The organism is Nocardia sp. NPDC057663, assembly GCF_042799895.1.
Lineage (GTDB): Bacteria > Actinomycetota > Actinomycetes > Mycobacteriales > Mycobacteriaceae > Nocardia.
In genome coordinates this window covers 193659-219365 of sequence record NZ_JBHVHX010000004.1, presented here as the reverse complement: position 1 = coordinate 219365, position 25707 = coordinate 193659, and the positions used below count along the sequence as shown (strand labels likewise).

Here is a 25707-nt window from a genome sequence, read left to right as displayed (position 1 = left end):
TATGGCACGCAACAGCTATGAGCTCGGCGTCGGCGTCAGCGAGGATCACCTGGCCCTCGCCGACGCGGTGCACGGGTTCGTCGAACGCACCATCACCGCCGACATCGTCCGCGCGGCAGTCGAAGCCGGCGAGGCGGGCAAGCAGCTGCCCTACTGGGACGCGCTCGTCGCGCAGGACCTGCTGAGCCTGCACGTCTCCGAGGACCTGGGTGGGCAGGGTGCGGGCTTGCTGACACTGGCCGTCGCGCTCGAGCCGCTCGGCCGTGGCCTGCACACCGGTCCGTTCGTGCCGACGGCGCTGGCGAGCGCGGTGCTCGCCCAGGCCGGTGGGTCGTGGGCGCAGGCGCAGCTGCCCGGTCTGGCCGACGGGTCGCGCACCGGTGCCGTCGCGCTGTCGTCGAACCTGACCGGTGTGCTGCGTGACGGTGCGCTGGTCGTGGACGGCACCGCCGAGGGTGTGGTCGGGGCGGTGTCGGCGGAGGTGATCATCGCGCCGGTCACGGTCGACGGCGAGCAGCGGTGGGTGGCATTCCGGAACGCCGAGGTGACCGTCGGCGCGCAGGACAATGTCGACGTGCTGCGCGGAGCGGCTCGGCTGCACGCGGATTCGGTCGAGGTGCCGGCGGAGCGAATGCTCGCGGTGACCTCGGCGCGGGTGCGCTCGGTCGCTGCGGTCGTGCTGGGCGCCGAGGCGGTCGGCGTGATGTCGTGGTGTGTCTCGACCGCGGCGGAATACGCCAAGACCCGCGTGCAGTTCGGTCGGCCGATCGGCCAGTTCCAGGGCGTCAAGCACAAGTGCGCGCACATGGGTATCGCGCTGGAGAAGGCGCGCGCGGTGCTGTGGGATGCCGCCTACGCCCTCGATCGTGACGACGAGACCGCCGACTACGCGGCGGCCGTTGCCGCGCTGATCATCCCCGACGCCGCGGTGCAGGTCGCCCAGGATTGCATCCAGGTCCACGGCGGCATCGGATTCACCTGGGAGCACGACGCGCACCTGTACTACCGGCGCGCGCTCGCGCTGCGCGGTCAGCTGGGTGCGCGCGACGAACGTGCCGAGGCGGTCGCCGGCTACGCGCTGTCGGGACCGACCCTGTCCAGCGAGCTCGAATTGCCCGCCGAGGCAGAGCAGATCCGGGCCGGTATCCGGGCCGAGCTCGCCGAGATCGCGCAGATCGACGACGAGGACGACCAGCTGGTCGCCCTCGGCGACGGCGGCTGGAACCTGCCGCACCTGCCCCGTCCCTATGGTCGTTCGGCGTCGCCGCTCGAGCAGGTCGTGATCTCGCAGGAGATCAAGGCCTCCGGTATCCCGATGCCGCAGCTGCTGATGGGTACCTGGGCGGTCGGCGCGATCGTCCCGCACGGCGACGAACGGCAGAAGCGCGAGCTGGTCGTCCCGACCTTGCGCGGCGAGGTCGTGTGGTGCCAGCTGTTCAGCGAACCGGGCGCGGGCTCGGACCTGGCGAGCCTGACCACCAAGGCGACCAAGGTCGACGGCGGCTGGCGGGTCACCGGGCAGAAGATCTGGACCACGGTCGCGCAGTTCGCGGAATGGGCGATGCTGATCGCGCGCACCAGCCCGGACAAGCCCAAGCACGAGGGCATCACCTACTTCGTGCTCGACATGTCCAGCCCCGGCATCACGGTGCGGCCGCTGCGCGAGATGACCGGATCGGCGCTGTTCAACGAGGTGTTCCTCGACGATGTGTTCATCCCCGACGAGAACGTCGTCGGCGCGGTCGACGACGGCTGGCACGTGGCGCGCACGACGCTGGCCGGTGAACGGGTGGCGCTGAGCCAGAAGATGGAGGCCTACGCCACCGACGCCGACCTGCTGCGCTTCGCGGTCGGCCGTGAGCTGTCGCCGGTGGCGCGCTACCACGTCGGCGAGCTCATGGCCGAGAGCCGGGCGGTGGACGTGATCGGTTCCCGGGTGGTGCTGAAGCAGCTGTCCGGCATCGATGTCTCGACCACCTCCAGCGTCGGCAAGCTGCTGGGGATGGCACTGGGACAGGCGATTTCGGAGTTCGTCGTCGCCGAACTCGGCATCGCCGGCGTCGTCTCGGTGCCGGGGGAGCGCAGTGATCACGCGATGGAACAGCTGATCGCCGGGCGCGCCACCACCATCTACGGTGGCACGACCGAGGTGCAGCTCAATGTCATCGGCGAACGGATGCTGGGGCTGCCCCGCGACGCGTCGGTGACCGTCTGAGGGTGCTCACGGCCGCGGCCGGACCCACCCGCCGAAGGCGTCCTGGAGGGTGAGTGCCGCGGCGATCGAGAGGTGGTCGCGGCCCGCACCCGCGACCACCTGCACACCCAGCGGCAGACCGTGGGCGCCCCGGCCGAGCGGAACCTGCGTCACCGGCAGGCCGGCGAGGCTGAACGGGGCGACCGCGTCGGTACGCCACGGCTGGCCGGTGGTGCGGCCGTGGCGCGGCGCGACGGAGGTGAGCGTGGGATGCAGGAGCAGTCCGTCGCCGATGGTGTCGGCGATCTCGGCGGCCGCGTCATGGGCCGCGCTCGTGATGCGGCGGGCAGGTCCGGCGGGCACGCGCGCGGCGAGCAGTTCACCGAGCGCGAGCAGCCGGGTGGGCAGCGTGTGGTCACTGCCGGTGAGCTGTCGCGGGGCCAGGATCTCGGCGCCCTCCCCGCGCATGATCTCGGCGAAGCTGATGCCGGTCTCCTTCGCGAGCACGATCGTGGTGGACAGCCCGATCATCCGCAGCGATCGCGTGCGCACCCGGACGATCTCGGCGCCCGCCTCTTCCAGCGCCGTGGCGGCACGATCGCGCACGGACAGCACCGCCCGGCCGACACCCGGAGCAAACGCGCCGTCGAGCAGCGCGACGCGCACACCACGCAGCGAGGTGGTCGCCGGATCGCCGAGCGTCATCTCGCGAACCAGCGGATCGATGCCGTCCGGGCCCGCCATGATCCGCAGCAATGGCATGAGATCGTCGGCGCGGCGGGCGATCAGCCCGTTCGCGCACAGCGCCGCGACACCGTAGGGCGGTGGCCACGCGCCGGTGGTCGGCAACAGGCCCGTCGACGGGCGATGCCCGAAGACGCCGTTGCAGAACGCGGGAATGCGGATGGACCCGAGCGTGTCGGTGGCCAGGCCGAGCGGGGACCCGCCGCTGCCGACCGCGGCGCCCTCGCCGCCGGAAGACCCGCCCGCCGTGCGGGTCGGATCGTGGACATTGCTGGTGCGCCCATAGAGCCGGTTCTCGGTCTCGATCCACATGCAGCCCTCGGACGTGTTGGTCAGCCCGAGCACGATCGCGCCCGCGTCCAGGACCCGTTGCACCACAGTCGCATTCGCGGAGGGCCGCACATGCCTGCGCGCCAGCACACCCGCCGTGTTGGGCAGACCGGCCACGGCCAGCGACTCCTTGACGGTGATCGGCACACCGAACAGCGGCGGCAGCGTCACCGGACCGGTCGCGAGATGCGCGTCGGCGGCGTCGGCCTGCGCTCGCGCTGCCTCGTAGCGGTCGACGACGACGGCGTTGGTGGCCGGCGCGAAGCGTTCGAGCACGGCGATATGGGCATCGACCACCGTGCGGACACTCACCGCACCCGCGCGGATAGCGGCAGCCAGGCCGATGGCGGATTCGTCGGTGATCATCGTCCCGATCGGACTGAAGCTCATGCGTTACATTATTACGCAGAGCGTCAACTCGACTGGCGTTCGGCCGGCGCTCCGCATGGTGCCGGTGCGCCCGCGGCCGGATCAGGGCACGCTGTGGGCGAGGACCAGAATGCCGCCGGCCAGCAGGGCGACGACCTTGCCCACCTCGAGCGCGATGTACGCGTGATGACTGTGCGAGCGCGGTGCGTCGATGCCGGCGAGCACGGCATCGCTGCGGCGGGTCAATCGTGGGCGCACTGCCAGGATCTGCACGGCGAAGGCCACCATGGCCACGGCGAGCGCAATCGTGGCGGCCGTGCCGGGGGAGTCGGTGACGATCGCGACGAGAATCGTTGTGGCGAGCACGAGTTCGGTCATATTAAGCGCGCGGAAGACCAACCGGCCGATACCGAGCCCGATCGGCACGGTCACCCCGGGCGCCCGGAATTTCAGTGGCGCCTCCAGGAACGAGATGGCCAGCACCATGCCGAGCCAGCAGAACGTCGCCGCGGCGATCACGGCCCACGCGGTCGTCATGTCGATCGGGTCCTCTCCGTCGGTCTCCATACCCGACCAGAACAGGATCGCCGATGGATCGTGATCTGTCGCGAGTCCGCGTCGGCCGGGCGCCGGACCCGGCTGGAATACTGTTTTCGCCGGATCGCGCCGATCCGGTGCCCGATGGGAGGAATGTGACCGCACAGCGCGCCGACGGCCGGGCCAGTCGGTGGGACCGGCATCGCGCCGAGCGCCGGGACCGGATCCTCGTCGCGGCGCTCGGGGCTGTGCAGGCGCAGGGCGCCTCGGTGGGCGTGCAGGAGATCGCCGATCTGGCGCAGGTGCCGAGGTCGGTGCTGTACCGGCTGTTCAAGGATCGCCAGGATCTCGACGAACAGTTGCGTGCCCGCATCGTCGACGACCTGATGGCGGTGCTCGCCCCCACCCTGAATCCCGAAGGCACCGTGGCCGAGGCCATCGCGCGATCGGTCGACACCTATGTGGGGTGGATCGCCGCCAATCCGCGGCTGCACTACTTTCTCGGCGCCGGGTCCGAGGGCAAGCAGCGGCACAATTCGCCGATCGTCTCCGGCACCAAGATCGCGATCGCGGGCACCGTGCGCGAGGTGGTCGAGAACGCGCTGCGCGCCCAGTCGGCTCCGGTGACGATCGCCGAGCCGATGGCCTTCGGCCTGGTCGGGTTCGTCGACGGCAGCGTGAACCGGTGGCTGAGCCGCTCGATGCAGCCGATGGACGCGGCCGAGCTGTCGTCTTACCTGCAGGGAGCGATCTGGGCGATCGTGGACAGCAGCCTGCGCAAGGTCGGCGTCATGCTCAATCCGCTGACGCCGATGGCCGATCTCGTGGCGCCACCGGCCGACGCCTAGGGCGTGAAAGCTGTCGGTGGACCGTGACATCCGCCGCCCTTTCCCCAGCACGACCTCCCGCTCACCGCGCCGTGTAGCGCCTACGCTCACCGCGAGCACTCTGCGCCCCGACCACGTCGACGAACTGCAGGAGCATCAGTGGAACTTCTGACCGAGCGGGAACGTCAGCGCCGCTCCGACCGTGCCAGGACCGTCGCCGCGACGCTGCGCGACCGTGGCATCGTCGCGGTTGCCCTGCCCTGGGTGGACACCAGCGGCATCACCCGGACCAAAGCCATCCCGCTCGAACGGCTACCCCACGCCGCGGCGTGGGGTGTGGGAGCCTCCCCCGTATTCGACGCGTTCCTGCTCGACGACTCGATCCTGTCCGGGCATTTCGCCGGCGGGCCCACCGGCGACCTGCGGCTCCACCCTGACCTGGCACACGTCGCACCGCTCGCCGCTCTCCCCGGCTGGGCGATCGCCCCCGCCGACCGGTACACCCAGGACGGCACCCCGCACCCACGCGACCCACGGTTGCTGCTGCGCCGCATCGTCGACGAACTCGCCACCGACGGCTTCGCGGTGCGCGCCGCGATCGAATTCGAATGGGTCGTCTCGCGGACCGACCCCGCCGACCCCGACGCATTCCACCCGGCTTCCACCGCGCCCGCCTACGGTGCCGCCAAGCTCGTCGAGCTCGGCGGCTACCTGCGCGATCTCCTCAGCGCGCTGCGCGACAGCGGCATCGCCGTCGAGCAGATACATCCGGAGTACGCGGTCAGCCAGTTCGAATTATCCGTTGCTGCCGCCGATCCGCTGGCTACCGCCGATACCGCGATCGTGGTCCGCGAGACCATTCGTGCGGTCACCGCCGCACATGGCCTGCGCGCCTGCTTCGCACCTATGGTCGGCGTCGACGGGGTGGGCAACGGCGGCCACATCCACCTCAGCCTGTGGCGCGACGGGCGCAACACGATGGCAGGTGGCTCTGGGCCGTTCGGCCTCACCGACCCTGGACAACGCTTCGCCGCAGGCATCCTGAAACACCTGCCCGGGCTGCTCGCGATCGGCTGCCCGTCGATGGCCAGCTACCTGCGACTGCGCCCCAGTCACTGGGCCGGAATCTACGCGTGCTGGGGGCTGGAAAACCGTGAGGCCGCACTGCGTTTCATCACCGGGGCCGAGGGCGAGCGCGAGTACGCCGCCAACCTCGAGATCAAGTGCTTCGATCCAGCGGCCAATCCCTATCTGGCGCTCGCCGGCTTGCTGATCGCCGGACGGGCGGGCCTGGTCGCCGGCCTCGCGCTGCCCAGCCCGGTCGCCGTCGACCCCGCCGGCCTCGATCAGCAAACCCGCCACGCCGAAGGGATCGACGCGCTGCCGAGAACCCTGCACGATGCGGTCGCCGCCTTCGAAGGAGACCCGGTGCTCTACGGCGCGTTCGGCGCCGAACTGGCCGACACGATCAGCAGCGTCCGCCGCGGCGAGATCACCCTCTTCGCCGACGCCACCCCCGAACAGATCGCCACCGCGACCCGGTGGCGGTTTTGACCGCGGCCGGGGATCGCTGTGCCATCCAGCGGGATGATCCGGGTGAAATCTCGCGGCGACCCGGCATGGTCCTGTCACTCTGGTCGACAGTCCGCCACAGTGGAGGTGCCGAATGGGTGAGCCTGATCCCGACCTGCCGCGATCGGCCGAATTCACCGCTGACCTGGTGCGGATCGTCGAGTACTTCGATGGCTTCGCGGAATCCGACGCCAATGCCGATACGGTGATCCGCGCGGCCGCGGTCCTGGCCGAATGCCCGGCGGGCGCGCGCTGGCCGTCGGGCACCACCATTCGGTACGACGCAGCGGGCCGACTGCTTCCTGTCGCCGCACCACCGCAGGGAGCGTTCGGTACCGAGCCCGCGGTGTGGCTGGAGCGGACCGGCGCCCCACACCCCCTGGACGGCGTCCTGGTGGGCCGGTTGCGGCACTGTCTGCGGGTGACATCGCGCCGGGGTGCGACCGGGCCGACCGGGCTGTCCGACCCGGCCCTGCTCGAGGTGGTGTTGTCGGAGGAACAGCGGCGCGCGGATCGGGTCCGCGCGATGCGCCTGCTCGGCGTCGATCCCGGGCGGCCGATGTGCCTGCTGGCGGTATCCGGACCGGGCACGGCGGACGCGGTGCGCATCATCGCCGAGCACGTCCCGGTGGTCCGCTCGACGATCCTCGGCACGACCACCGCGGTGCTGGTGCAGGACGTCGGCACCTGCCGGGAGCTGTCGGATGTCCTGAATACGGCTGTCGTGCAGGCATTCCCGGCATCACGCCGGGGCGCCGACGGTCCCTGGGTCGGGATCGGCGAACGGCTGCCCGCACTGGCAGCCGCCACGTCCTGGGAGCAGGCGCGGCGCGCGCTGCGATTCGCGTCGTCGACCTGGCACGGACGCCGGGTGATCGCCTTCGAACGGCTCGGATCTCTTGCCCTGCTCGGGGAACTGCCGATGTCCCGGCTCCTCAGCGCGCCGGATGTGTTGCGGCTCAACGACTTCGCCGCCACGGAGGCCGGTGCACTGGCCGTCGACACACTGGAGGCATTCTGCGTGTACGGATCACTGCGGCGCACCGCGGACGAACTGCACCTGCACCACAGCACCGTCGCGTCGCGGATCGCGCAGGTCGAGACGGTGATGGGCTGGCATATCGGCGAGGCGCTGGACCGGTTCATGGCCACCTTGGCGCTGATGATGCGCCGGATCGCCCTGTCGTCGGCTGAATTGTCCCCGGATCCGCTGACCGGATCCGACGCGCGTCGGGCGGTTCGGAACGATCCAGCGACGGATGTCGGGTGATCCGCATCACTCCTGTCGGTGATGATCGACGGGCACCGGGTGGTGCAGCCGGGAAACCCGGTGTACGAGAAGGAGTCTCCACCATGGCGGTCATCGATCCGAACAACACCTGGGCGCCGCTCGAACAGCGCCTGGCCGTCACCACGAACGAACGGCACCGCACGGTGCTCGGCATCGTCATCGAACATATGAAGGCCGAGGCCGCACCCGATCTCGACGGGCTCATGCGGACCCTGGTCCCCGAACCGGCCTACCACTTCTGGAACGCGGGCAAGGACGTCGGCCCGAAGGGCCGCGACGTCGTGCACACCTACTACTCCGATTTCGTCGCCAGCCGCAGCAACGTGCTCGAGTACCAGCTGGACCGGCTGGTCGTCGACGACCACTGTGTGGTGACCGAGGGCTTCCTGAAGCAGATCTACCCGGGTGCGTACGCCGCGCAGATCGGCATCCCCGTCGACGACCCGGCCGCCGACTATCTGGTCGTGTTCCGTCAGCTGCTGCTGTGGCCGATCGATCCCGAGGGCCGCATCGAAGGCGAGGATTCGTATCACTCGGGCCCCGTGGAGATCCGCAAGCTGACCTTCGACGAATTGCCGCGCGAATACGTCGAACTCGTGCACCCGGGCGCATGAGCGAGGCCGGATCCAGCGCAGGGAAGGTGATGGGGAGATGACGGAACGAACGGACGGAATCCCGGGTGCGCGCCGGGCGGACATCGCGAGCATGCTGCTCGACCGGCTCGGCGACCAGCGGCTCGGCCTGCGTACCCGCGACACCGACTGGACCTGGGACGCGGTCGTCCACGAGTCCGCTGCCCGCGCGGAACTCGCCCGCACCCTGCGCCGCGACGGCCCGTTCCACATCGGGGTGCTGCTGGACAATGTGCCTGATTTCGTCTTCTGGCTGGGCGCGGCGGCGCTGGCGGGCGCGACGGTGGCGGGTCTCAATCCGACCAGGGGCACTACCCAGCTGGCCGCCGATGTGCGGTATGTCGACTGCCAGCTGATCGTCACCGACACCGCGGGAATGGCGCGTCTGCGGCAGCTGGATCTCGGCCTCACCGCAGATCGGTTCCTGCTGGTCGACGATCCCGGCTACGCCGCCCGGATCGATGCCCACCGAGTGCCGCCCACGGCGGTGGGCGGGCCGGCGGAATTGCTGCTGCTGTTGTTCACCTCGGGCACCACCGGCACGTCGAAGGCGGTGCGCTGCACCCAGCGCCGCCTCGCCGTGATCGCGTACGCCGCGACGGCGAAGTTCGGGCACGTCCGCGACGACGTGGACTACTGCTGTATGCCGCTGTTCCACGGCAATGCCATCATGGCGCTGTGGGCGCCGGCCCTGTCGGTCGGCGCGACGATCTGTCTGACCCCGAAATTCTCGGCGTCGCAATTCCTTCCGGATGTGCGGCACTTCGGCGCGACCTACTTCACCTACGTCGGCAAAGCGCTGGGATACCTGCTGGCCACGCCGGAAGCCGCGACGGATTCGGACAATCCGCTGGTGCGGGGGTTCGGCACCGAGGCGTCGGTGGCCGATCAGGACGAGTTCCGCCGCCGCTTCGGCGCGGAGCTGTTCGAGGGGTACGGCTCCAGCGAGGGCCCGAGCCTGGCCGCCCTTGATCCCGCCGCACCGCCCGCCGCCCTCGGCAGACCCGCGCATCCCGGTGTGGCGGTGGTGAATCCGGACACCCTGCGGGAGTGCGCGCGGGCCGAACTCGACGAGCACGGCCGGGTCCGCAATCCCGACGAGGCCATCGGGGAAATGATCGACAAAGCAGGCGCGCTCGCCTTCGAGGGCTACTACAAGAACGAGGTCGCCGACGCCGACCGCATTCGTCACGGCTGGTACTGGACCGGTGATCTGGGCTACCTCGACACCGACGGATACCTGTACTTCGCCGGCCGCAAGGGCGACTGGATCCGTGTCGACGGCGAGAACACCTCGGCACTCATGATCGAACAGGTCCTGCGCCGTCACCCCGCGGTCATCGCCGCCGCCGTGTTCGGGGTGCCCGACCCACGCTCGGGCGATCAGGTCATGGCCGCCGTCGAAGTCGCCGATCCGGTCGGCTTCGATGTCGCCGAGTTCACCGAATTCCTCTGTACGCAGGACGACCTCGGCAGCAAAGGCACGCCCCGGTTCCTGCGCGTCTCGGCAAACCTCCCGGTGACCGGGTCGAACAAGGTGCTCAAGCGCGAACTACAGGAGCAGGCCTGGCACACCGACGAACCGGTCCACCGGTGGGCAGGCCGGGGCGGACCGCACTACCGCCGCATGACCGAAGCGGACAAACAGGCGCTGGAGTCGGAATTCGCCGCGTACGGCAGGCAACGCATGCTGTAGCCGGACCGCTCCCCGGTGTTGCGGGCTATTTGCTCGAATCGGAGCGATATCCTTGAGCGAGGGAGTCTGGATGGAAGGAGCTGACGTGGGGCAACCAGTCCACATCGCGCGTAGCCGCCGGGTGATCGCCCGGGGCTGATCTCGAGCTACCGATGTCCGAGCCGATCGACCTGGTCGATTCAGCTGAACGAACCCGCACCGCGCTCGCCAGTGCCGTGGCGGAACTCTCGCAGGCGTGGGCGTCCGGTTCACCACCCGACCTCTCGGCGTACCTACCCGGGGAACCGGCGGCGCGGCGCACGATCCTGATCGAACTGATCAAGGTCGACCTCGAATACCGCTGGCTTCGGTATCACTTTCCCAAACGGCTGAGCGAGTACCGCGCGGAATTCGCCGAGCTGCGCGATGGCCCGCTGCCCGCCGAACTCGTCTACGAGGAATTCCATGCCCTGCGCCGCGGATCGCGGGTAACCGATGCGGCTCCCACCGAGGGTGCGGTGACCGCGGCGGCGACCGACCCCGAGCCCCCGAGCGACTACCACAGCACGATCATCGCTCGTCCCGGCGCGCAGGTTCTTCTCGACGCCATCGATGTCGGCGACCACGTCGACGACTTCGACCTCCTGATGAGGATCGGCGCGGGCGCCTTCGCCCAGGTCTATCTCGCTCGGCAACAATCGATGCAGCGGCTCGTCGCGGTCAAGATCTCCCACAACCACGGCATCGAGCCGGAGACTCTCGCCCAGCTGGACCACGAATACATCGTGCGCATCTTCGACCAGCGGCTCATCGCCGATGGCCAGCTGAAGCTGCTCTACATGCAGTACCTACCGGGCGGGACGCTGCTCGACGTGCTGCGGTTGCGGCGCTCGACGCCGCCGGAACGCCACGGTGGGCAACTGCTGCTCGACGCCGTCGACGAGGTACTCGCCGAGAAGGGTGAGGTCCGGCCTACCGAATCGGCGATCCGGACCAGGACCGCGGCACTGACCTGGCCGGAGACCGTCGCCTGGCTGGGCCGCCGACTCGCGGACGCGCTGCAGCACGCGTCCGAACGAGGGGTGCTGCATCGAGATATCAAACCCGCGAACGTGCTGCTGAGCGCCGAGGGAGTGCCGAAACTGGCCGACTTCAACGTCAGCTTCAGCAAACGCATCAAGGGCACCAGTCCCCTGGCCTACTTCGGCGGATCCCTGGCGTACATGTCGCCCGAACAGCTCGAAGCCTGCCATCCCGACCTGCCCGCGACCGCCCTCGACCTCGATACCCGAAGCGACATCTTCGCGCTGGCGGTCATGCTGTGGGAATTGCTCACGGGGCACCGGCCCTTCCCGGACGAGACGTCCGCGGGCGAGTCGGAGACGTCGCTGGCCCGCATGCTCGAATTGCGGCGCCGACCGGTAGAGGCGACATTCTTGTCGGAGCTTCCGCCGGATTGCCCCATGGCGCTGCGCCGCGTCCTCCTGAAATGTCTGTCGCCCGATCGCGAGGACCGCTATTCGTCCGGTTCGGAATTGGCCCAGCAGTTCGACCTGTGCCTCGAGAAAAGGGCCCGCGACCTCGTTTATCCGCCGCCGGACAGTTGGCGGACGAAACTGTCGCGGTGGCCCACCCCCGTCCTCTGGCTGTCGTCGATGGTCGGTGTCGGCCTGGCTACGGTGTATCTGGCTGTGCACGCCCAGCAGCTGATCAGAGCGCGCCTGCCCGATGCCACGAACGACCGGATCGACAAGGGCATCCTGGTGTGCATCCTCGGTGGCTTGCTGTTGGCCATCGTCATCTACGTTTACATCTCGCGTGATCAGCTCGAGGTTCTTCGCGGCTTGCGCAAGAGCAGACGCTACGGCGAGGCACGGCTCGCGCGGGTGCGGTCGCGGACGCTGCTGTGGGGCGACCTGTGTGCGCTCAACACCCTGCTGTCCGCGCTTCTCGCCACCGTGACGGCCGTGCTGCTGCTGCGCTGGTTCACCGACCTTCCGGTGCGGCTGCAGGTCCATGCGGCGATGACTGTTCTGGTGGCAGGCACCATCTCGGTCGCCTACACCTTCTTCCTTTCCACGTTCTACCTCGTCCGCTGCGTCTATCCCCGCTATCTGCGCCACGGACACACGACGGAGCGCGACTCCGCCGACCTGCGCTGGCTGCGCCGGAGAACCACGGTCTACCTCGCGGTGACGGCGTCGGTGCCGGTGATCGGGGTGCTGGCCGGATTCAGCTTTCTCGAACCCGAGGAGCTGTGGCTCGTGCGCGATTCGGTGCTGGGGCTGTGCGCGGCAGGCGGGCTCGCCTTCGTCGCCGTGTACTGGTTGTTCCGGAAGCTGGACGCGGACCTGCGCGCGCTCAGCCGGGTGGTCTAGCGATCAACCTATGGCGACGCCGGCAAGAAGCCTATGCTTGGTTCAAGGCCGCCGAGCTCGGCGGTGGTGCCAACCAGCCAATGGAGGTTCCGCCATGGCCATGTCACCAACCGTGCACACGTGCCTACAGGATGCGGGTGTGGAGTATGAAACTGTGCGGCATCCGCACAGTCACAGCAGTACCGAGACGGCCGAAACAGCGGCCATCCCCGGCGACCGGCTCGCCAAGACGGTCCTCCTCGAAGACGACCAGGGCTACGTCGGCGCGGTGCTGCCATCCACTCATCACCTGCGGTTGCCGAAACTGTGGGACCAAACCGGACGACGACTGTCGTTCGCCCACGAGTCGGACATCCGCGAAATCTTCAAGGACTGCGAAGTCGGCGCGATCCCTCCCGTGTGCACCGCTTACGGCATGACAACACTGATGGACGAAAGCTTGAGCACTCAACCCGACATCTATTTCGAGGCCGGTGACCACGAGACGCTCATCCACCTGCGCACCGAACAGTTCATGCGCTTGATGGAACACGCGGAGAAAGTCCGGTTCTCCTAGCCGGGGCGGCGTATCCGGCCCACCTCGCCGAACTGGTGGTGCCGGTTGACCCCGTTCGATGCGCATTGGCGTCACGCACCGTCGAACAGGTAGTCCGCGTAGTCCGGCGCCCGCCGCATGCGGCGGCGGTGCGCGGCAGGGCTCCAGGGCCACACTGTCGGCAGGCCGTCGGCATCGCGATACCAGCTCTGACAGCCGCTCGCCCAGACGGTCGGGGCGAAGGCATCGTCGATCTGGTCGTTGAAGCGCTCGGTGGCGGCCTCGGTCGGTTCGACGGTGGTGAATTCGCCACTGCGCCACCGTTGTAGCCATGCGGTGACATGCTCGGTCTGCCACTCGGCGACCGCGGTGAGCGGGAAGTTGCCGACGGGACTGTGCGGTCCGATGAGCACGAACAGGTTCGGGTAGCCGGGCAGGGCGACGGTGTGGAACGCGCGCGGACTGCCACCCCATTCGTCGTCGAGCACGCGCCCCTCGCGGCCGACCACCCGCATCGGGCGCATGTAGGCGTGCGCCTCGAATCCGGTGGCCGACACCAGGACATCCAGCTCGTGCAGGGTGCCGTCGGCGGTCACCACACCGGCCTGCTCGACCCGGTCGATCCGCTCGGTCACCACCGCGACATCGTCGCGCTGCACCGCACGATAGAACCCGTCGGAGACGATGAGCCGCTTGCACATCGGCGCGTCGCATGGGGTCAGCGCGCCGAATGGAATGCCGCACCGCCGAATTCGCCGAGACCGGGAAGGTCGGGCAGGCGTGGGTGGTGCAGAATCCCGGTGGCGCAGACCACGAAGTCGAACGATTCCCGGTCGCCGTCGGCAGTCTGGACCGACCACCGGTCGCCGTCGACGTGCACGGCGGTGACTTCGAATCGGGTCATCCCGTCGAGGCCGTAGCGGTGGGCCACCGCGGTGAAGTACTCGTCGATCTCGGTCCCGCTCGCCAGGAACCGGCTCCACGACGGATTCCTGGCATAGCTGAATTGATAGAACCGGGACGGGACGTCGCAGTGCTCATCACCGTGTCCTGTCAGCCCTGTGGCATCGGCAGGGGAATGCTGACGCCCAGCGGCAGCGTGATCTGCGGGCCAGGTGTCGGGTCGGGTTCGCTCGGTGGCCGCTCGGTTCCCGTCGGCTGCTCACCGCACAGGATCCCGCATTCGATGGCGCCGATCACCGGCAGCGACACCAGGATCACCGGCTCACGCGGTGGAGTCGGGGCCGGTGCCATGGGTTCGAGCGTCAGCGGGGCTTCGACAGTGGGGGAGGGAGTTTCGGGCGCGGCGTCGTCCAGGGGCAGGGTGGGGGCGGACGGCACGGCGACGAGGTCGACGTGGATCGGGGACCCGCCGGTGCGGTAACGCTCCGACCAGCCGAGTACCTCGGCGGCGTAACTCGCTGAGTTGTTGTATCGGAGCACCGCGCGCTGCCGGGCGGCGGCGTCGCGCAGATCGGTTCCGTCGGCACACAGGTAGCGGGCCGCGGCCAGGGCGGCGTCGAACACATTGTGCGGGTCGGCCGTGCCGTCGCCGTTTCCGTCGGTGGCGTACCGGCTCCAGGTGCTCGGCAGGAATTGCATCGGGCCGACCGCGTGCACGAATCCACCCTCGGCGGCGGGGATCACCTCGTTGCCCGGCAGCGTGCCGTCGAGCGCGGGCCCGAAGATCGGCCGCATCGTCGTGCCCGCGGCATCGGTGTTTCCCCGGTCGGCGTGGTCGGACTCGATCTTGCCGATCCCGGCCAGCAGATGCCAGCTCACACCGCACCCTGGCGCCGAGAGTTGAAGGGACAGTTCGGCATTGCGGTAGGCGGCCAGAACGGTCTCGGGTATCCCGAGCCCGCCCGTGGCACCGACCGGAATGACGGCGACGGGCGGCGCCGGCTCGATCGGCGGCGCCGCCGTGCGCAGCGTGCGCGGCACGGGCGGAGTAGGCGCCAGCAGGCCGACAACCGTCGACTCCGCCGACATCGACTCGACAGCGACCGGCGTAGTGGGGAATTCGCGCGCTGCCGGTGCGGTGAGGCGCGTCGAACCGGAGACGAGCAGGCCTGCCGCGAGGATCGTGGTTGCGGCGAGAGGGGCGGAGCGCATGGTGATGCCACCTTCCGCGGCCGCACATGGCGGCCGCATGGAGCGAGGGGGGCGCAGGCGTCCGGCCGGCACCCGGCCGGACGTGCACCGCGGTCAGCGGACCGGGTACCTGCGGTCGATCAGGTCGAAGGCGTTGGGCCGGCCCGCGTGATACAGCGCGCTGTCGGCCAGCTCGAGCGGTTCCCACAGCGGCATCCGGAATCGCGGAGTGATCGGGACCCGGCCCGCCGCCGAGCCACTGACATGCAGCACGGCGTTTGCCGCCAGTCGCCCGCCTTCGTTCGCGCCTTCCATGCACGCGACATTCATCTGGGTCCGGATCCAGTCACCGGCCAGGAAGAGGTTGTCGATGGCCGTGGTCGCGTCGGGGCGGTCTGCCCACGAGCCCGGATTCTGGATGAAGATGGCGTCGTCGTAGGACACGTCCGGGGTGCCGGGGTCGCGCAGCGCGGGATCGATCATCCACGAATGCAGCATGTCGTCGGTGAGCGGCTCGTCGCCGACCTTGTTGACGTGCGCTGTGAGCTGTTCCCAAGTCTCCGCGGCGATTTCGGCCGGCGAGCACTGCGCGGCGGTCTTGCGGTCGAACACGCCCGGCTCCTCCCACTCGGAGATGATCGCCGACAACACGTCGGCGACACCGCCGTCGCCGTAGCCGTTGAGCGGTGTCCGCCAGAACTGTGCCTCGCTGATCGAGGTGAGACCCCACGGTGAGTCGACATAGGCGACGTGCCCCGCGGCGAGGTCGGCCCGCCTGCGCAGGAAGAACTGGATGCCGACCATCCAGGCCGATTGGAGCCGGGAGATCGACTCCAGGCGGGGATCGGCGGCGAGAACGCCGTCGGAGAACACCGCGGGAGCCTTGTCCAGCGGAATCGCGCTGACGTAGTAGTCGGCCTCGACGCTGTGCCTGGCGCCGGCGCTGTCGGTCACCGTCGCCGCGCGGATATGCGCTCCGTCGGTCTCGAATCCGGACAGCTGCGCGCCGAGCGCGATGTCGTGGACGCCGTTACGGTTGCCGCGGAACGGAATTCGGCGCAGCGTGTCGGGCAGGTTGTGATAGAAGCCGAAGAAGCTGCGGAAGCCGTGCTCACTGGGCAGTGCCTGGTCGCTGAAGATGCTGCGGCACTTCCCGCCCGCGGCGCCGAGGCGTTCGTAGACGGTGACCGCGAAGCCGCGTTCGGCGAGTTCGTGCGCGGCAGTCAGTCCGGCGGGCCCGGCGCCGAAGACGGCGACGGTGCGGCCGCCCGGCGCGGCCGCCGCCCTGCGGTTGGTCGACCGGAGGGTCCAGGCGGCGGCGATGCCGCCGACGGCGGCCGATCTCATGAAGCCACGTCGCGACGACAGCCAGTTGATTCCCATGTCTTGTCCAGTCGTCTGCCCGGACGTTCCGGCGTGTGCGTGCCGGTGCCGGGTGTCGATACCCCGGGCCTTATGTTACTGAACATTCTGGTTATGTAGGCCGGAAATGAGTCGTATTCATGCCAGTTAATCGATCGGAAAGTGCCAATAAGTGGATGACAATTCTGGACTGAGCCGGTACTGTTTGAAGTGCCCGGCGACGACGCGGGCGGCGTAATTACCCCACGCCACACAGCGATCGCGCGTCGTGCCTCCCTCGCCCGCCCCGGCGGCAGCCCGGCGAACTCGCTGCCGCCGGGGACGGGCGATCGAGTAGTCGCGGCGTCCGGATTCGATGTGCAGGTCCGGACGCCGCGCGCCGGGCACACCGGTGGTGCCGCCTATCGTGACAGCGGCCGGCCGAGGATGATGGTCTCCAGCAGTTGGATGACGGTGTCCTGCGGGCAGATTCCGTCGTCGCCGAAAGTCCGTCCCAGATCGACGACCAGGCTGAACGCGGCGTGCACCAGGATTCGCGCCTCGCCCATCGACAGTTCCGGCCTGGCCTCGACCACCAGCCGCGCCCACTCGGTGACGATCAGCTGCTGGAGGTGGCGCAGGGTCACCTGATCGGTCTGCTCCACATGGCGGAACTCGGCGTAGTAGACGAAGGTCAGCGCGCGTTCGGCGAACGACCCGGACACGTACAGGTCGATCAGCGTGCCCAGGGCCCCGGCCGGAGTGCCTGCGGCGGCGGTCGCGGGCCGGATCGCCGCGGACACCCGATCCGCCGCCCGCCGGAAGGCGGCCACCAGCAGATCACTCTTGCTGCGGTGGTAGCGGTAGACCGCCGACGCGGAGGACAGTTCGGCGGCAGCGGCGATGTCCTCCACGCTGACGTTCGGATACCCGCGTTCGTGGAACAGCTCGACCGCCCTGTGCAGCACCAGCTCGTGCTTGAACGGCTGCGACCGCTGCGTGCTCCGGCGGGCCGCCGTGATGGCGTGCCGATCGGTCAGGTCGGCGTCGACCAGTGTCCAGCTCGTCGAGCTGAGCAGGGTGGCAAGGGCTTTCGCCGGCACGGTCGTATGGTGATCGCCGATGCTGCTGATCACCGCGAAGATCGATACCGCACGCGCAGCGCGATCATGCCCGTCCAGCTCGGGCCTGACCTCGCCGATGCGGGCCCGCAGGCTCGCGATCGCCGCGGCGAACTGGTCGCTGAACTCCTGATGGTCGTCGGGTTCGAGGTAGCGGCGTTCCCAGCGAGCCAGGGCAGCGGTGGGCCGGTTGGCGATGGTCGCGGCGACGATGGCGCCGAGCACATGATCGAGGCGCTGCCGCGGTGACCAGCCGGCCGCGTCCTCGGGCAATTCGACGGCCCGCAGCGCCAGACCGGACAGGCGCAGCAGCTCGGCGCGGAACAGCGCGTACTTGCTCGGAAAGTGCCGGTACAGCGCGGTCGAACTGATGTCGAGGCGCCGGGCGATGTCGTCCATGCTCACGCCGTGATAGCCGTGTGCGCCGAATGCCGCCGCCGATTCCGCGGCGATCTGCGCCCGCCGGTTCTTCGGCCGGCGGCGGACCGCACGCGCCGCGGAATCCGGGGTCGGTTCGTCGTCGTGCTTGCCCGGAGTCCTGGCCTTCGATGTGCGTGGGGTGCGGCCGGTGTGCCGGGGGGATAGCGCGCCGGGTTCGGTCACTGCGCGGGCGCCGTCGTCAGCGGGGAGGTCACTTTCTCGACCAGCCACCGGCCGTCGTCGTTGTGCAGGCGTAACACCATGGACAGCTGACCCGGCTTGGGTTTGTGTTCGGTGCCGAGACTGGAGATGGTCTGGCCGATCACCACGATCGCCTCGGCGGCGTTCTCGTCACCGGTGCGAATCGCGCACTGGGTGTCGGTGACCTTCGAGGTGACCTCACCCTGGGTGAGAACCTCGCGCAGTTCGGCGCTGGTGGAGTCGAATTGCTTCTTCCAGTCGCCGGTCGCGCCGTCCAGCACCGCCTTGAAGTAGGTGTCGAGGTGCTTGCTGTCGTAGTCGGCCAGCACCGGACCGTAGCGGCACGCGGCTTCCCGCGCCTGCTGCTGTGCCGCCAGCAGGTCCTTGCTGTGCTGGTTCTCGAAGAACAGGAACACCGAGGCCGCCAGCGAGGCGCCGAGCAGGACGGCGGCGGCGCCGCACAGGCCGAGCTGGGTGCGGTTCGCGCTGGTCCACCACCGACGCCCAGCGGGCGCGGGTGTCGTTTCGGCAGTGGGCTTTTCGGTGGTGTCGTCGTCGGTGGGGAGCGGTTCGTCGGTCATCGCTGGTGACTCCTTATCGGGGTGCGGGCACCGAGGGCTGGGACAGTTCGTTGCCGGTGACGCCGGGCGGCGGGCCGGAGCCGTTGTCGGGCCCGGCGGGACGCGGCGCGTTCGCCGAGCCGCGGATCTGCAACGCGGGATTGTCGGTGACGCAGTAGTTGTAGAGCCGCACCCTGGTGTCGGTGGTCGGCGTGGTCGCCACCACCGGCACCGTGTCGTAGTCACAGGTCGGGCGCGGCCACGGATCGACCATGGTGAAGTACATGTTGTCGTGGGCGGGCACGCCCACCGCCTCGGCGAAGCGGCTCAGTGACGGGAAGAGCACCTCGATGGCGGGCTGGCGCAGCTTGGCGGCCCTGGTGATCGCGACGAGGTTCGTCACGAGATCGGTCATCGGATTCTGGGTGCGGGACACGAAGCCGCCGAGCGTGGCGAGCTGGCCCGGCCCCTGCTCGAGCAGATGCCGCAATTCCGCGTCGGCAGCGGTGAATTGGCGGAACAGGGCGCTTCCCGCGGTGGTGAGCGTGCCGAGGTCCGGCTGCGCGTGCGCGGTGGTCGCGGCGATGACCTCGAGATTGCGGATGAGCTGCTCGGTCTGCGGGAGCAGGTCGGTCAGGCCCGCCATCGCGCGACTGAGCCCGGAGATCATGTTGCGCAACCCGTCCGGGCCGCCGGCCAGGGCCTTGTCGAGTTCGTCGACGATCACATTGAGCCGGTCGGGGTTCATCCCGCCGACGAGACCGCTGAGATTGCCCAGCACCGACTGCATCTGGACCGGCACCGCGGTGTCCGCGCGGCGGATCACCGCGCCGTCGACCAGGTACGGCCCCGACTCGCCGTCGGGCCGGAAGTCGAGATACTGCTCGCCCGCGGCCGACAACCGGGCCACGGCGACGGTTCCGCCCACCGGAATCCTGGTGTTCCCGTCGATCTCGGCGACCGCGGCGATCCCGTCGCCGGCGACGCGCACGTCACCGACCCGGCCGACACGGACGCCGCGGAAGGTCACGTCGCTGCCCGCGGTGAGCCCGCCCGAGGCCGCCAGCTCCACGGTGACATCGAAGCTCGAACGGGTCGGGTCGATCCGCAGGACCGCACCGCCCAGATAGAGGCTGCCGAGCAGCAGCACCACGACCAGCCCCGCATTGGCCACCGCGACGCGGTGCCGGACCAGCCACAGCCACAACGGTGGATTCATCGGGGCCCCTCCTGCTGCTGCGGCACCTGCGGCGTGCTGGTGACCCGGCCGATGACCTTGGCGATGACCTCGGCGAGGCTGCCCAGGAACGCGGGCACGTCGCCGACTTCGGGCCAGCGGCTGCCCGAAGGATCGGTGAGCGCGCCGACGTCGAGGTAGGACAGCGTGGCCGCGACGGCCAGGTTCGGGCCGCGCAAGCTGTCGGTCAGCGACGGATACAGCTGATGGAAACCCTCCAGCGTGCCGGTGAGGTCGTCGCCCATCTGGGAGAAGCCGTTCATGAGGTTCTGGATGCTCTGGAAGAGGCTGACGAACTGCGCCCCGTTGGTCGCGCTGAAGTCGCCGAGCGCGTCCATCGTGACCGCGACCCGGTTGATCAGGTCGGTGATGGCCTGGTTGTTCTCGGCGAACAGACCGATCAGCTGCGGGAAACTGTCGGCGGCGGCACCGAGTTCGGTTTTGCGCCTGGCCAATTCGCCGGTCAGCACCGACAATCCGCCGAGGGTGGCGTCGAGGTCCCCGGTGCGCTGGTTGAGCGCGGAGATGACCGAGGTCATCTCCCCGACCAGGTGCCGCAGTTGCGGCGCCTTCCCCGCGAAGATCGAGTCGAGCTCGGCGGTGACCCGCGCCGCCTGGTTGAGCCCACCACCGTTGAGCAGCATGGAGATCGAGATCATCAGCTGCTCCACCGAGGCGGCCGAGGCGGTCAGCTCGGCGCCGATGGTCGCGCCCGCCCGCAACGGCGGCCCCGCGGCCTCGGCGGTGGGCAGGGTCATGGCGACGAAGATGTCGCCCAGCGGAGTCGCCTGCCGCAACTCCGCGGTGGTGCCCTCCGGCAACTGGATGTCCTGGCGGATCTGCATCTCGACATCGGCCAGGAACGACGTGGTGGAAATGCCGGTGACGACACCGATATCGGTGCCACCGATCTTGACGTGGGCCCGATCGGGCAGGTTCAGCGCGTCACGGAACGTGGCGTGCAGGGTGTAGCCGGGCCCGCCGATACCGGGTTCCGGCATCGGCAGGTCGGCCACGGTCATCGAGCACGCGGTGCTGGTCGAAGCGATGGCGGCGGCGCACATCGTGGCCGCCAGTGCCGAGCGAGCGTTCATTTCGTCAGTCCCAACAGCGCGGCGGTCAACCCGAAATCCGGGCCCATATCGGCGATCTTTCCGGTGCGGCAGCCATCGAGGCGCATCTGGACGCGTTCGCAGAACAGCGACAACGCCTCGCTGTCGAGCACGATCTTGTCGAGCAGACCGTGCAGGCGCAGCGCCTGGCGTTCCCGGCTGACCGCGTTGTCGACGTTCTGGAACAGCAGCGGCGCGACGTCGACGACCTCGGTGAGATTGCGGGCATTGGCCCGCATCTGGGCGGCGATCGCCACGAACTTGGTGAGCGCGCCCGCGAGCTGGTCCTGGTTCTGGCCGAGCACCGAGGAGGTGTTGGTGATGAAATCGTCGAGCTGAGTCAGTACCGCCTGCAGGCCGGGGGACTGCTGGCCGAACAGGGCGATCAGCTCGGTGATCCGGCCGCTGAAGTCACGGACGGTCTGGTCGTTCTCGGCGATGATCTGGGTGATCTCGCCCAGTTTCACGATGGTGTTGGCGATCTGGTCCTTGTTGGCGAAGGTCACCTCGAACGCGGCGGAGAGCTCGTCGAGTGTTTCGCGCAGCCGGTCGCCGTTGCCGTCGAGCAACGGGAACAGGACGCGGCTGGCCATCGGCCCGGTCTCGCTGCCGCCTTTGAGCGCCTCGCCGAGCTGATCGAAATTGGCCAGGATCCGGTCGAGTTCGACCGGAGTCCTGGTGCGGGCCAGCGGAAGATGTGCGCCGTCGGCGAGTTCGGGCCCCGACCCGGTGTAGGCGGGGGCCAGTTCGACGTGCCGGTTGGTGATCAGCTGCGGCGAGACCAGCGCCGCCATCGCGTCGGCCGGGATCCGCACATCCCGGTCGATCGACATCACCACCTCCACGTAGCTTCCTCGCGGGGTCACCGAGTCGACGACGCCGACGGGGACGCCGAGCACCGAGACCTCGTTGCCCGCATACAGTCCGGCGACGTTCTCGAAGTCGGCGCTGATGCGCTTCTGTGCACTCAGCATCCGGTCACCCAGCCCGGTCACGCTGTCGGGCGCCAGGGCGCAGCCCGAGGCGATCAGCGTGGTCAGGCACACCGCCGCCAGCTTGCGCGTGTGTCGTGTGTTCATCAGTTGCACCCCTGTACGGCTTGCGCGAAACACAGCCAGTTGTCCGGGAAGATCCACGGCGCCCAGATCTCGCCGTAGGGTCCGTTGCCGACCACGTTGTTGAACTGGCGCAACGCGACCGGGGAGATCTCGTAGAGCCGGTCCAGGTTCTCCTTGTTCTTGGTCAACCCGTCGGCCATGGTGTTGAGGTTCTGGATCAGCGGACCCAGTTCGCCGTTGTTCTCGATGCCCATGTCCTGCAGCAGTTTCGACATCGCGGCGACATTGTCGAGCAGCTGGGTGAGCAGGGTCTGGCGCTGCTGGACGGCGGCGCCGATGGCCTCGCCCCTGGTCAGCAGCAGGAGCACGCTGTTGCGATTGTCCGAGACGAGCTGGGAGACCTGGTCCATGCTCTGCAACAGCGTGTCGACCTCGTCGCGCCTGCTGTTGATCACCTGGGCCAGCGCGCCGATGCTGTCGAGTGCCTGCACCGCCATGGCAGGTGAATCGCCGAGCTGGGTGTTGAGCACATCGAGTGCCGTGCGCAGCTTGGTCGCGTCGATCCGTTCGATGCGCTCGAAGGAGGAGGTGTACTTCGGGTCCTGGACGACCTTGCTCAGGTTGTAGGGCACCGAGGTCTGCTCGAGCGCGATCCTGTTGCCGGGGAGTCCCTTTCCGTTGCCGGGCTGCAAGTCGACGTGCAACCGGCCGAGGATGGTCGACATCTTGATCGCGGCGCGCGCGTCGGGGCCGAGACGGATGTCGCCGCGGATCCGCAACGCGACCTCCACCCGATCGTTAACCAGCCGCACCGCCTGGACGGCGCCGACCTCGATCCCGGCGATGTCCACCGTCGCGCCGGGACGCAAGCCCGCCGCCTGGGCGAACTCGGCATCGATCGTCTTGTCGCCCAGCCGGACCTGGGCCAGCAGACTGGAACCGCCGAGCAACACCAGGACCGCCAGTGCGGCGGACAAGCCGAGGCGCAGATACCTGTTGCGCCGCCAGAACTCCGGAATACGGGGCCGCCTCATCGGCACACCCCCGACTGCGAGTTGCCGCCGACCTGCGAGAACAGGCCTTCGGGCAGCACCACGCCCCACAGCGAGACATCGAGCCGGCAGATGTAGGCGTTGCCGTAGGTGCCGTAGCTGGTGAAGCGGGCGACGCCGTTGAGGAAGTCGGGCAGTTCGACGGCGCCGCGATCCAGTGCCGCGCCGTTGTACAGCAGCAACATCACGCCGGTGGTGGCGTCGCGCTGAGCGGCGCCCATGCCGGGTTTGACCTGGCCGATCAGCGAGACCAGCGAGTTCGTCGCCCCCGCAACGCGTTCCACGGAACTCTTCAACGACTGCCCTTCAGCGTACAACCCGTCCATCAGGCTGCGGGTCTGGGTGATCAGGGTTTCCAGCTCGCCGCTGCGCTTGGCCAGACCGGCGAGCACGGAGCTGAGATTGCTCAGGACATCGCCCAGGATCTGGTCGCGCTCACCGAAGGTGTCGGCCAGCTGCGCGGCCTGGGTGATCAGCGCCGCCAGCGACACCTCGTTGCCCTGCAACGCCTGGATGAGCGTTTCGGACAGCGAGTTGATCTGGTCGGGTTGCAGCACGCTGAACAGCGGCTCGAACCCGGACAGCAGTGTCGAGACGTCGAACGAGGGCTCGGTGCGGTTCAGCGGAATCTGTGAGCCCACGGGCACGACCGTGCCCGCGCCGTCGCCCGGAGCCAGCGCGACATAGCGCTGTCCGATGAGATTCTGGTATCGGACAAGGGCTTTCGTCGTATCGGTCAGATGCTGGCGCGCTTCGATGCGGAAGTCGACCTTGGCCGTGTACTCGGGGGTGAAGTCGATCTTGTCGACGCGACCGACCCGCACACCGGCCATGCGCACGTCATCGCCCACCCGCAGCCCGAGGACATCGGTGAACACCGCGGAGTACGTACTGGTGTTGCCGGGGACGCTGCGTTGCAGGGTGGACCAGATCGTGTAGGTGAGCACGGTGGTCAACACGACGAAGAAGCTGAATCCGACCAACGGCTTGGCGTATTTCACTGGCGAAGGCCACCTTCGGTGTCGGGGACGAGGGGGACCGTGCCGATGATCGAACCGAGCAGCAGCAGCTGGGTGAAGTTCGGGCGCCCGCCGACCAGCGCGGACACCGCGGCCACGCCGGTGAGGCTGCGTGGCTGTGCCGCCTGCGGCTGATCGGTCGCCGCCGCGGGCGCGGTGATCCCCGGGATGGCGGGCAAACCGGGAATCGCGGGCAAACCCGGAATGGCCGGCACCGAGATGTTCGGCAGCGCAGGCAGTCCCGGGACCGCCACCGATGGCAGCACCGGTGCGGGACCCGCCGCTTCGAGTCGCTGCGGCTGCAACTGAGCCGGGTATTCTTGCGGCGGCGCGACGCTGGGCACGCTCGGGCCGCCACACCGCGGGCCGGTCATCTCGCCGTAGCGTGGGCAGTCCTCGGCGGTGTACTGCTGGAACGGCGTGAACGACACGTCCATCCGCCACGCCATCTGCTTGCGCGGGCCGAAGGTGAAGGTCTGCTGCAGTTTGCGCAGCGACACGTTGAGATTGGCCGCGGCGGACTGGAGCGCGCCGGGGTCCTTGGCGATACCGCCGAGCAGTCCGTCCAGTCCGGACACCAGTTCCTTACCGGAATCGGGATTGGCGGCGAAGAGACTGTTCACGGCCTCGACCGCGGAGTTGCCCTGGGTGAGCAGCTCGACCAGCTGGGTCCGGTGCTCGTTGAGGGTGCGCGCGGAGGTCACCGAGTCGGCCAGCACGCCGACCAGCTCGGGCGCCGACTGGCTCAGCGCGGTCGCCGCCTGCCCGAAATTGCCGAGCAGATCGCCGATTTCGGGAATCTGATGGATCGTGGTGAGCCAGGTGTCGAGCCGCTCCACCGTGGAGCCCGGTACCCGGGTACTCGGATCGAGGGCCGCGGACAGCGTGGCCAGCACGCGCCCGAGCTTCTCGGGCTGGATGGTGGCCAGCACGTCGCGCAGGGTGTTGAGTGTCGACTGCAGCTGGATCGTCTCGGCACTGGTGTCCTCGTGGATGGTGTGCCCGCTGCGCAGCGTTCCGGTGGCGGCGCCGTTGTCGACCAGCTGGATCGAGGAGACGCCGAAGATATTGTCCGGGACCACCCGGGCGGTCACGGTATCCGGAATCGTCTCGGCGATACCGGGTTTCAGTTCGAAGGTGGCGTGCTGTCGTTCGCCTTTGGCGACCATCGCCACGTCGCCGACCACGCCGACGACCATGCCGCGATATTTCACGTCGGCGCGCTGCGGCAGCCCGTCGCCGGTGCTGGTCAGCTCGGCGCCGACCACCACCGTGTCTTCGAACTCGCCGTTGTAGCGCAGACCGAGCAGATACAGCGCGGCTGCGACGGCGGACACCATGGCCAGGCCCGCGACGGTCAGCTGACGACCTGTCGGCCCGCGGCCACTGGGATCGAGAATCATCCGAT

22 protein-coding genes are annotated in these 25707 nt (G+C 68.9%); 8 read left to right on the top strand and 14 right to left on the bottom strand.

Annotation, left to right across the window (positions count from 1 at the left end):
• Position 1: 1 nt before the first annotated feature.
• Positions 2-2215: an acyl-CoA dehydrogenase gene (locus ACFVAV_RS12260; protein ID WP_379034052.1), complete on the top strand. Its 2214-nt coding sequence runs from the start codon at positions 2-4 to the stop codon at positions 2213-2215.
• A gap of 6 nt (positions 2216-2221) precedes the next feature.
• On the opposite strand, the gene ACFVAV_RS12255 is transcribed toward ACFVAV_RS12260, so the two are convergent.
• Both ACFVAV_RS12255 and ACFVAV_RS12250 read right to left on the bottom strand, forming a co-directional pair.
• On the bottom strand, positions 2222-3658 hold the full coding sequence (locus tag ACFVAV_RS12255; protein WP_379034050.1) for an amidase: 1437 nt from the start codon (positions 3656-3658) through the stop codon (positions 2222-2224).
• 81 nt (positions 3659-3739) lie between these two features.
• Positions 3740-4174 (bottom strand): hypothetical protein, encoded by a 435-nt coding sequence (locus ACFVAV_RS12250; protein WP_379034553.1) that lies wholly within the window; start codon positions 4172-4174, stop codon positions 3740-3742.
• A gap of 155 nt (positions 4175-4329) precedes the next feature.
• Here ACFVAV_RS12250 and ACFVAV_RS12245 point away from each other — a divergent pair, with 155 nt between their 5' ends.
• From ACFVAV_RS12245 to ACFVAV_RS12215, 7 genes are all read left to right on the top strand, one after another.
• Positions 4330-5022 (top strand): TetR/AcrR family transcriptional regulator, encoded by a 693-nt coding sequence (locus ACFVAV_RS12245; protein WP_379034048.1) that lies wholly within the window; start codon positions 4330-4332, stop codon positions 5020-5022.
• A 138-nt stretch (positions 5023-5160) separates the two neighbouring features.
• Positions 5161-6555: a glutamine synthetase gene (locus ACFVAV_RS12240; protein WP_379034046.1), complete on the top strand. Its 1395-nt coding sequence runs from the start codon at positions 5161-5163 to the stop codon at positions 6553-6555.
• A 112-nt stretch (positions 6556-6667) separates the two neighbouring features.
• Complete coding sequence (locus ACFVAV_RS12235) at positions 6668-7843, top strand: PucR family transcriptional regulator (protein WP_379034044.1); 1176 nt, start codon at positions 6668-6670, stop codon at positions 7841-7843.
• 83 nt (positions 7844-7926) lie between these two features.
• Positions 7927-8478: a nuclear transport factor 2 family protein gene (locus ACFVAV_RS12230; protein WP_379034042.1), complete on the top strand. Its 552-nt coding sequence runs from the start codon at positions 7927-7929 to the stop codon at positions 8476-8478.
• A 37-nt stretch (positions 8479-8515) separates the two neighbouring features.
• Positions 8516-10192 carry an AMP-binding protein gene (locus ACFVAV_RS12225; RefSeq protein ID WP_379034040.1) on the top strand — a complete coding sequence of 559 codons (1677 nt, stop codon included), beginning with the start codon at positions 8516-8518 and terminating at the stop codon, positions 10190-10192.
• A 152-nt stretch (positions 10193-10344) separates the two neighbouring features.
• A complete protein-coding gene (locus tag ACFVAV_RS12220; protein WP_379034038.1) occupies positions 10345-12549 on the top strand; it encodes a serine/threonine-protein kinase in 2205 nt (734 codons plus the stop codon).
• A gap of 100 nt (positions 12550-12649) precedes the next feature.
• Positions 12650-13105, top strand: coding sequence for an aminoacyl-tRNA deacylase (locus tag ACFVAV_RS12215; protein ID WP_379034036.1), 456 nt, complete (start codon positions 12650-12652; stop codon positions 13103-13105).
• A gap of 71 nt (positions 13106-13176) precedes the next feature.
• On the opposite strand, the gene ACFVAV_RS12210 is transcribed toward ACFVAV_RS12215, so the two are convergent.
• The 12 genes from ACFVAV_RS12210 to ACFVAV_RS12155 form a co-directional block, all read right to left on the bottom strand.
• Entirely contained in the window at positions 13177-13785 is a 609-nt protein-coding gene (locus ACFVAV_RS12210) for a hypothetical protein (RefSeq protein WP_379034034.1), read from the bottom strand.
• 17 nt (positions 13786-13802) lie between these two features.
• Positions 13803-14015, bottom strand: a complete 213-nt coding sequence (locus ACFVAV_RS12205; RefSeq protein ID WP_379034032.1) for a hypothetical protein — start codon at positions 14013-14015, stop codon at positions 13803-13805.
• Positions 14016-14137: 122 nt separating this feature from the next.
• Positions 14138-15199, bottom strand: coding sequence for a lytic transglycosylase domain-containing protein (locus ACFVAV_RS12200; RefSeq protein ID WP_379034030.1), 1062 nt, complete (start codon positions 15197-15199; stop codon positions 14138-14140).
• Positions 15200-15292: 93 nt separating this feature from the next.
• Positions 15293-16525 (bottom strand): FAD-dependent oxidoreductase, encoded by a 1233-nt coding sequence (locus ACFVAV_RS12195; RefSeq protein WP_379034028.1) that lies wholly within the window; start codon positions 16523-16525, stop codon positions 15293-15295.
• A gap of 416 nt (positions 16526-16941) precedes the next feature.
• Positions 16942-18243 (bottom strand): TetR/AcrR family transcriptional regulator, encoded by a 1302-nt coding sequence (locus tag ACFVAV_RS12190; RefSeq protein WP_379034026.1) that lies wholly within the window; start codon positions 18241-18243, stop codon positions 16942-16944.
• A complete protein-coding gene (locus tag ACFVAV_RS12185) occupies positions 18240-18842 on the bottom strand; it encodes a hypothetical protein (RefSeq protein WP_379034024.1) in 603 nt (200 codons plus the stop codon). The genes ACFVAV_RS12190 and ACFVAV_RS12185 overlap by 4 nt, the downstream gene beginning before the upstream one ends.
• 13 nt (positions 18843-18855) lie before the next feature.
• Positions 18856-20040 carry an MCE family protein gene (locus tag ACFVAV_RS12180; RefSeq protein ID WP_379034022.1) on the bottom strand — a complete coding sequence of 395 codons (1185 nt, stop codon included), beginning with the start codon at positions 20038-20040 and terminating at the stop codon, positions 18856-18858.
• Positions 20037-21152 (bottom strand): MCE family protein, encoded by a 1116-nt coding sequence (locus ACFVAV_RS12175; protein WP_379034020.1) that lies wholly within the window; start codon positions 21150-21152, stop codon positions 20037-20039. Before ACFVAV_RS12175 ends, ACFVAV_RS12180 begins: the two co-directional genes overlap by 4 nt.
• Positions 21149-22249: an MCE family protein gene (locus ACFVAV_RS12170; RefSeq protein ID WP_379034018.1), complete on the bottom strand. Its 1101-nt coding sequence runs from the start codon at positions 22247-22249 to the stop codon at positions 21149-21151. The genes ACFVAV_RS12175 and ACFVAV_RS12170 overlap by 4 nt, the downstream gene beginning before the upstream one ends.
• Positions 22249-23262, bottom strand: coding sequence for an MCE family protein (locus ACFVAV_RS12165; protein WP_379034016.1), 1014 nt, complete (start codon positions 23260-23262; stop codon positions 22249-22251). Before ACFVAV_RS12165 ends, ACFVAV_RS12170 begins: the two co-directional genes overlap by 1 nt.
• On the bottom strand, positions 23259-24281 hold the full coding sequence (locus ACFVAV_RS12160) for an MlaD family protein (protein WP_379034014.1): 1023 nt from the start codon (positions 24279-24281) through the stop codon (positions 23259-23261). Before ACFVAV_RS12160 ends, ACFVAV_RS12165 begins: the two co-directional genes overlap by 4 nt.
• Positions 24278-25702, bottom strand: coding sequence for an MCE family protein (locus ACFVAV_RS12155; protein ID WP_379034012.1), 1425 nt, complete (start codon positions 25700-25702; stop codon positions 24278-24280). The genes ACFVAV_RS12160 and ACFVAV_RS12155 overlap by 4 nt, the downstream gene beginning before the upstream one ends.
• Positions 25703-25707 lie beyond the last annotated feature (5 nt).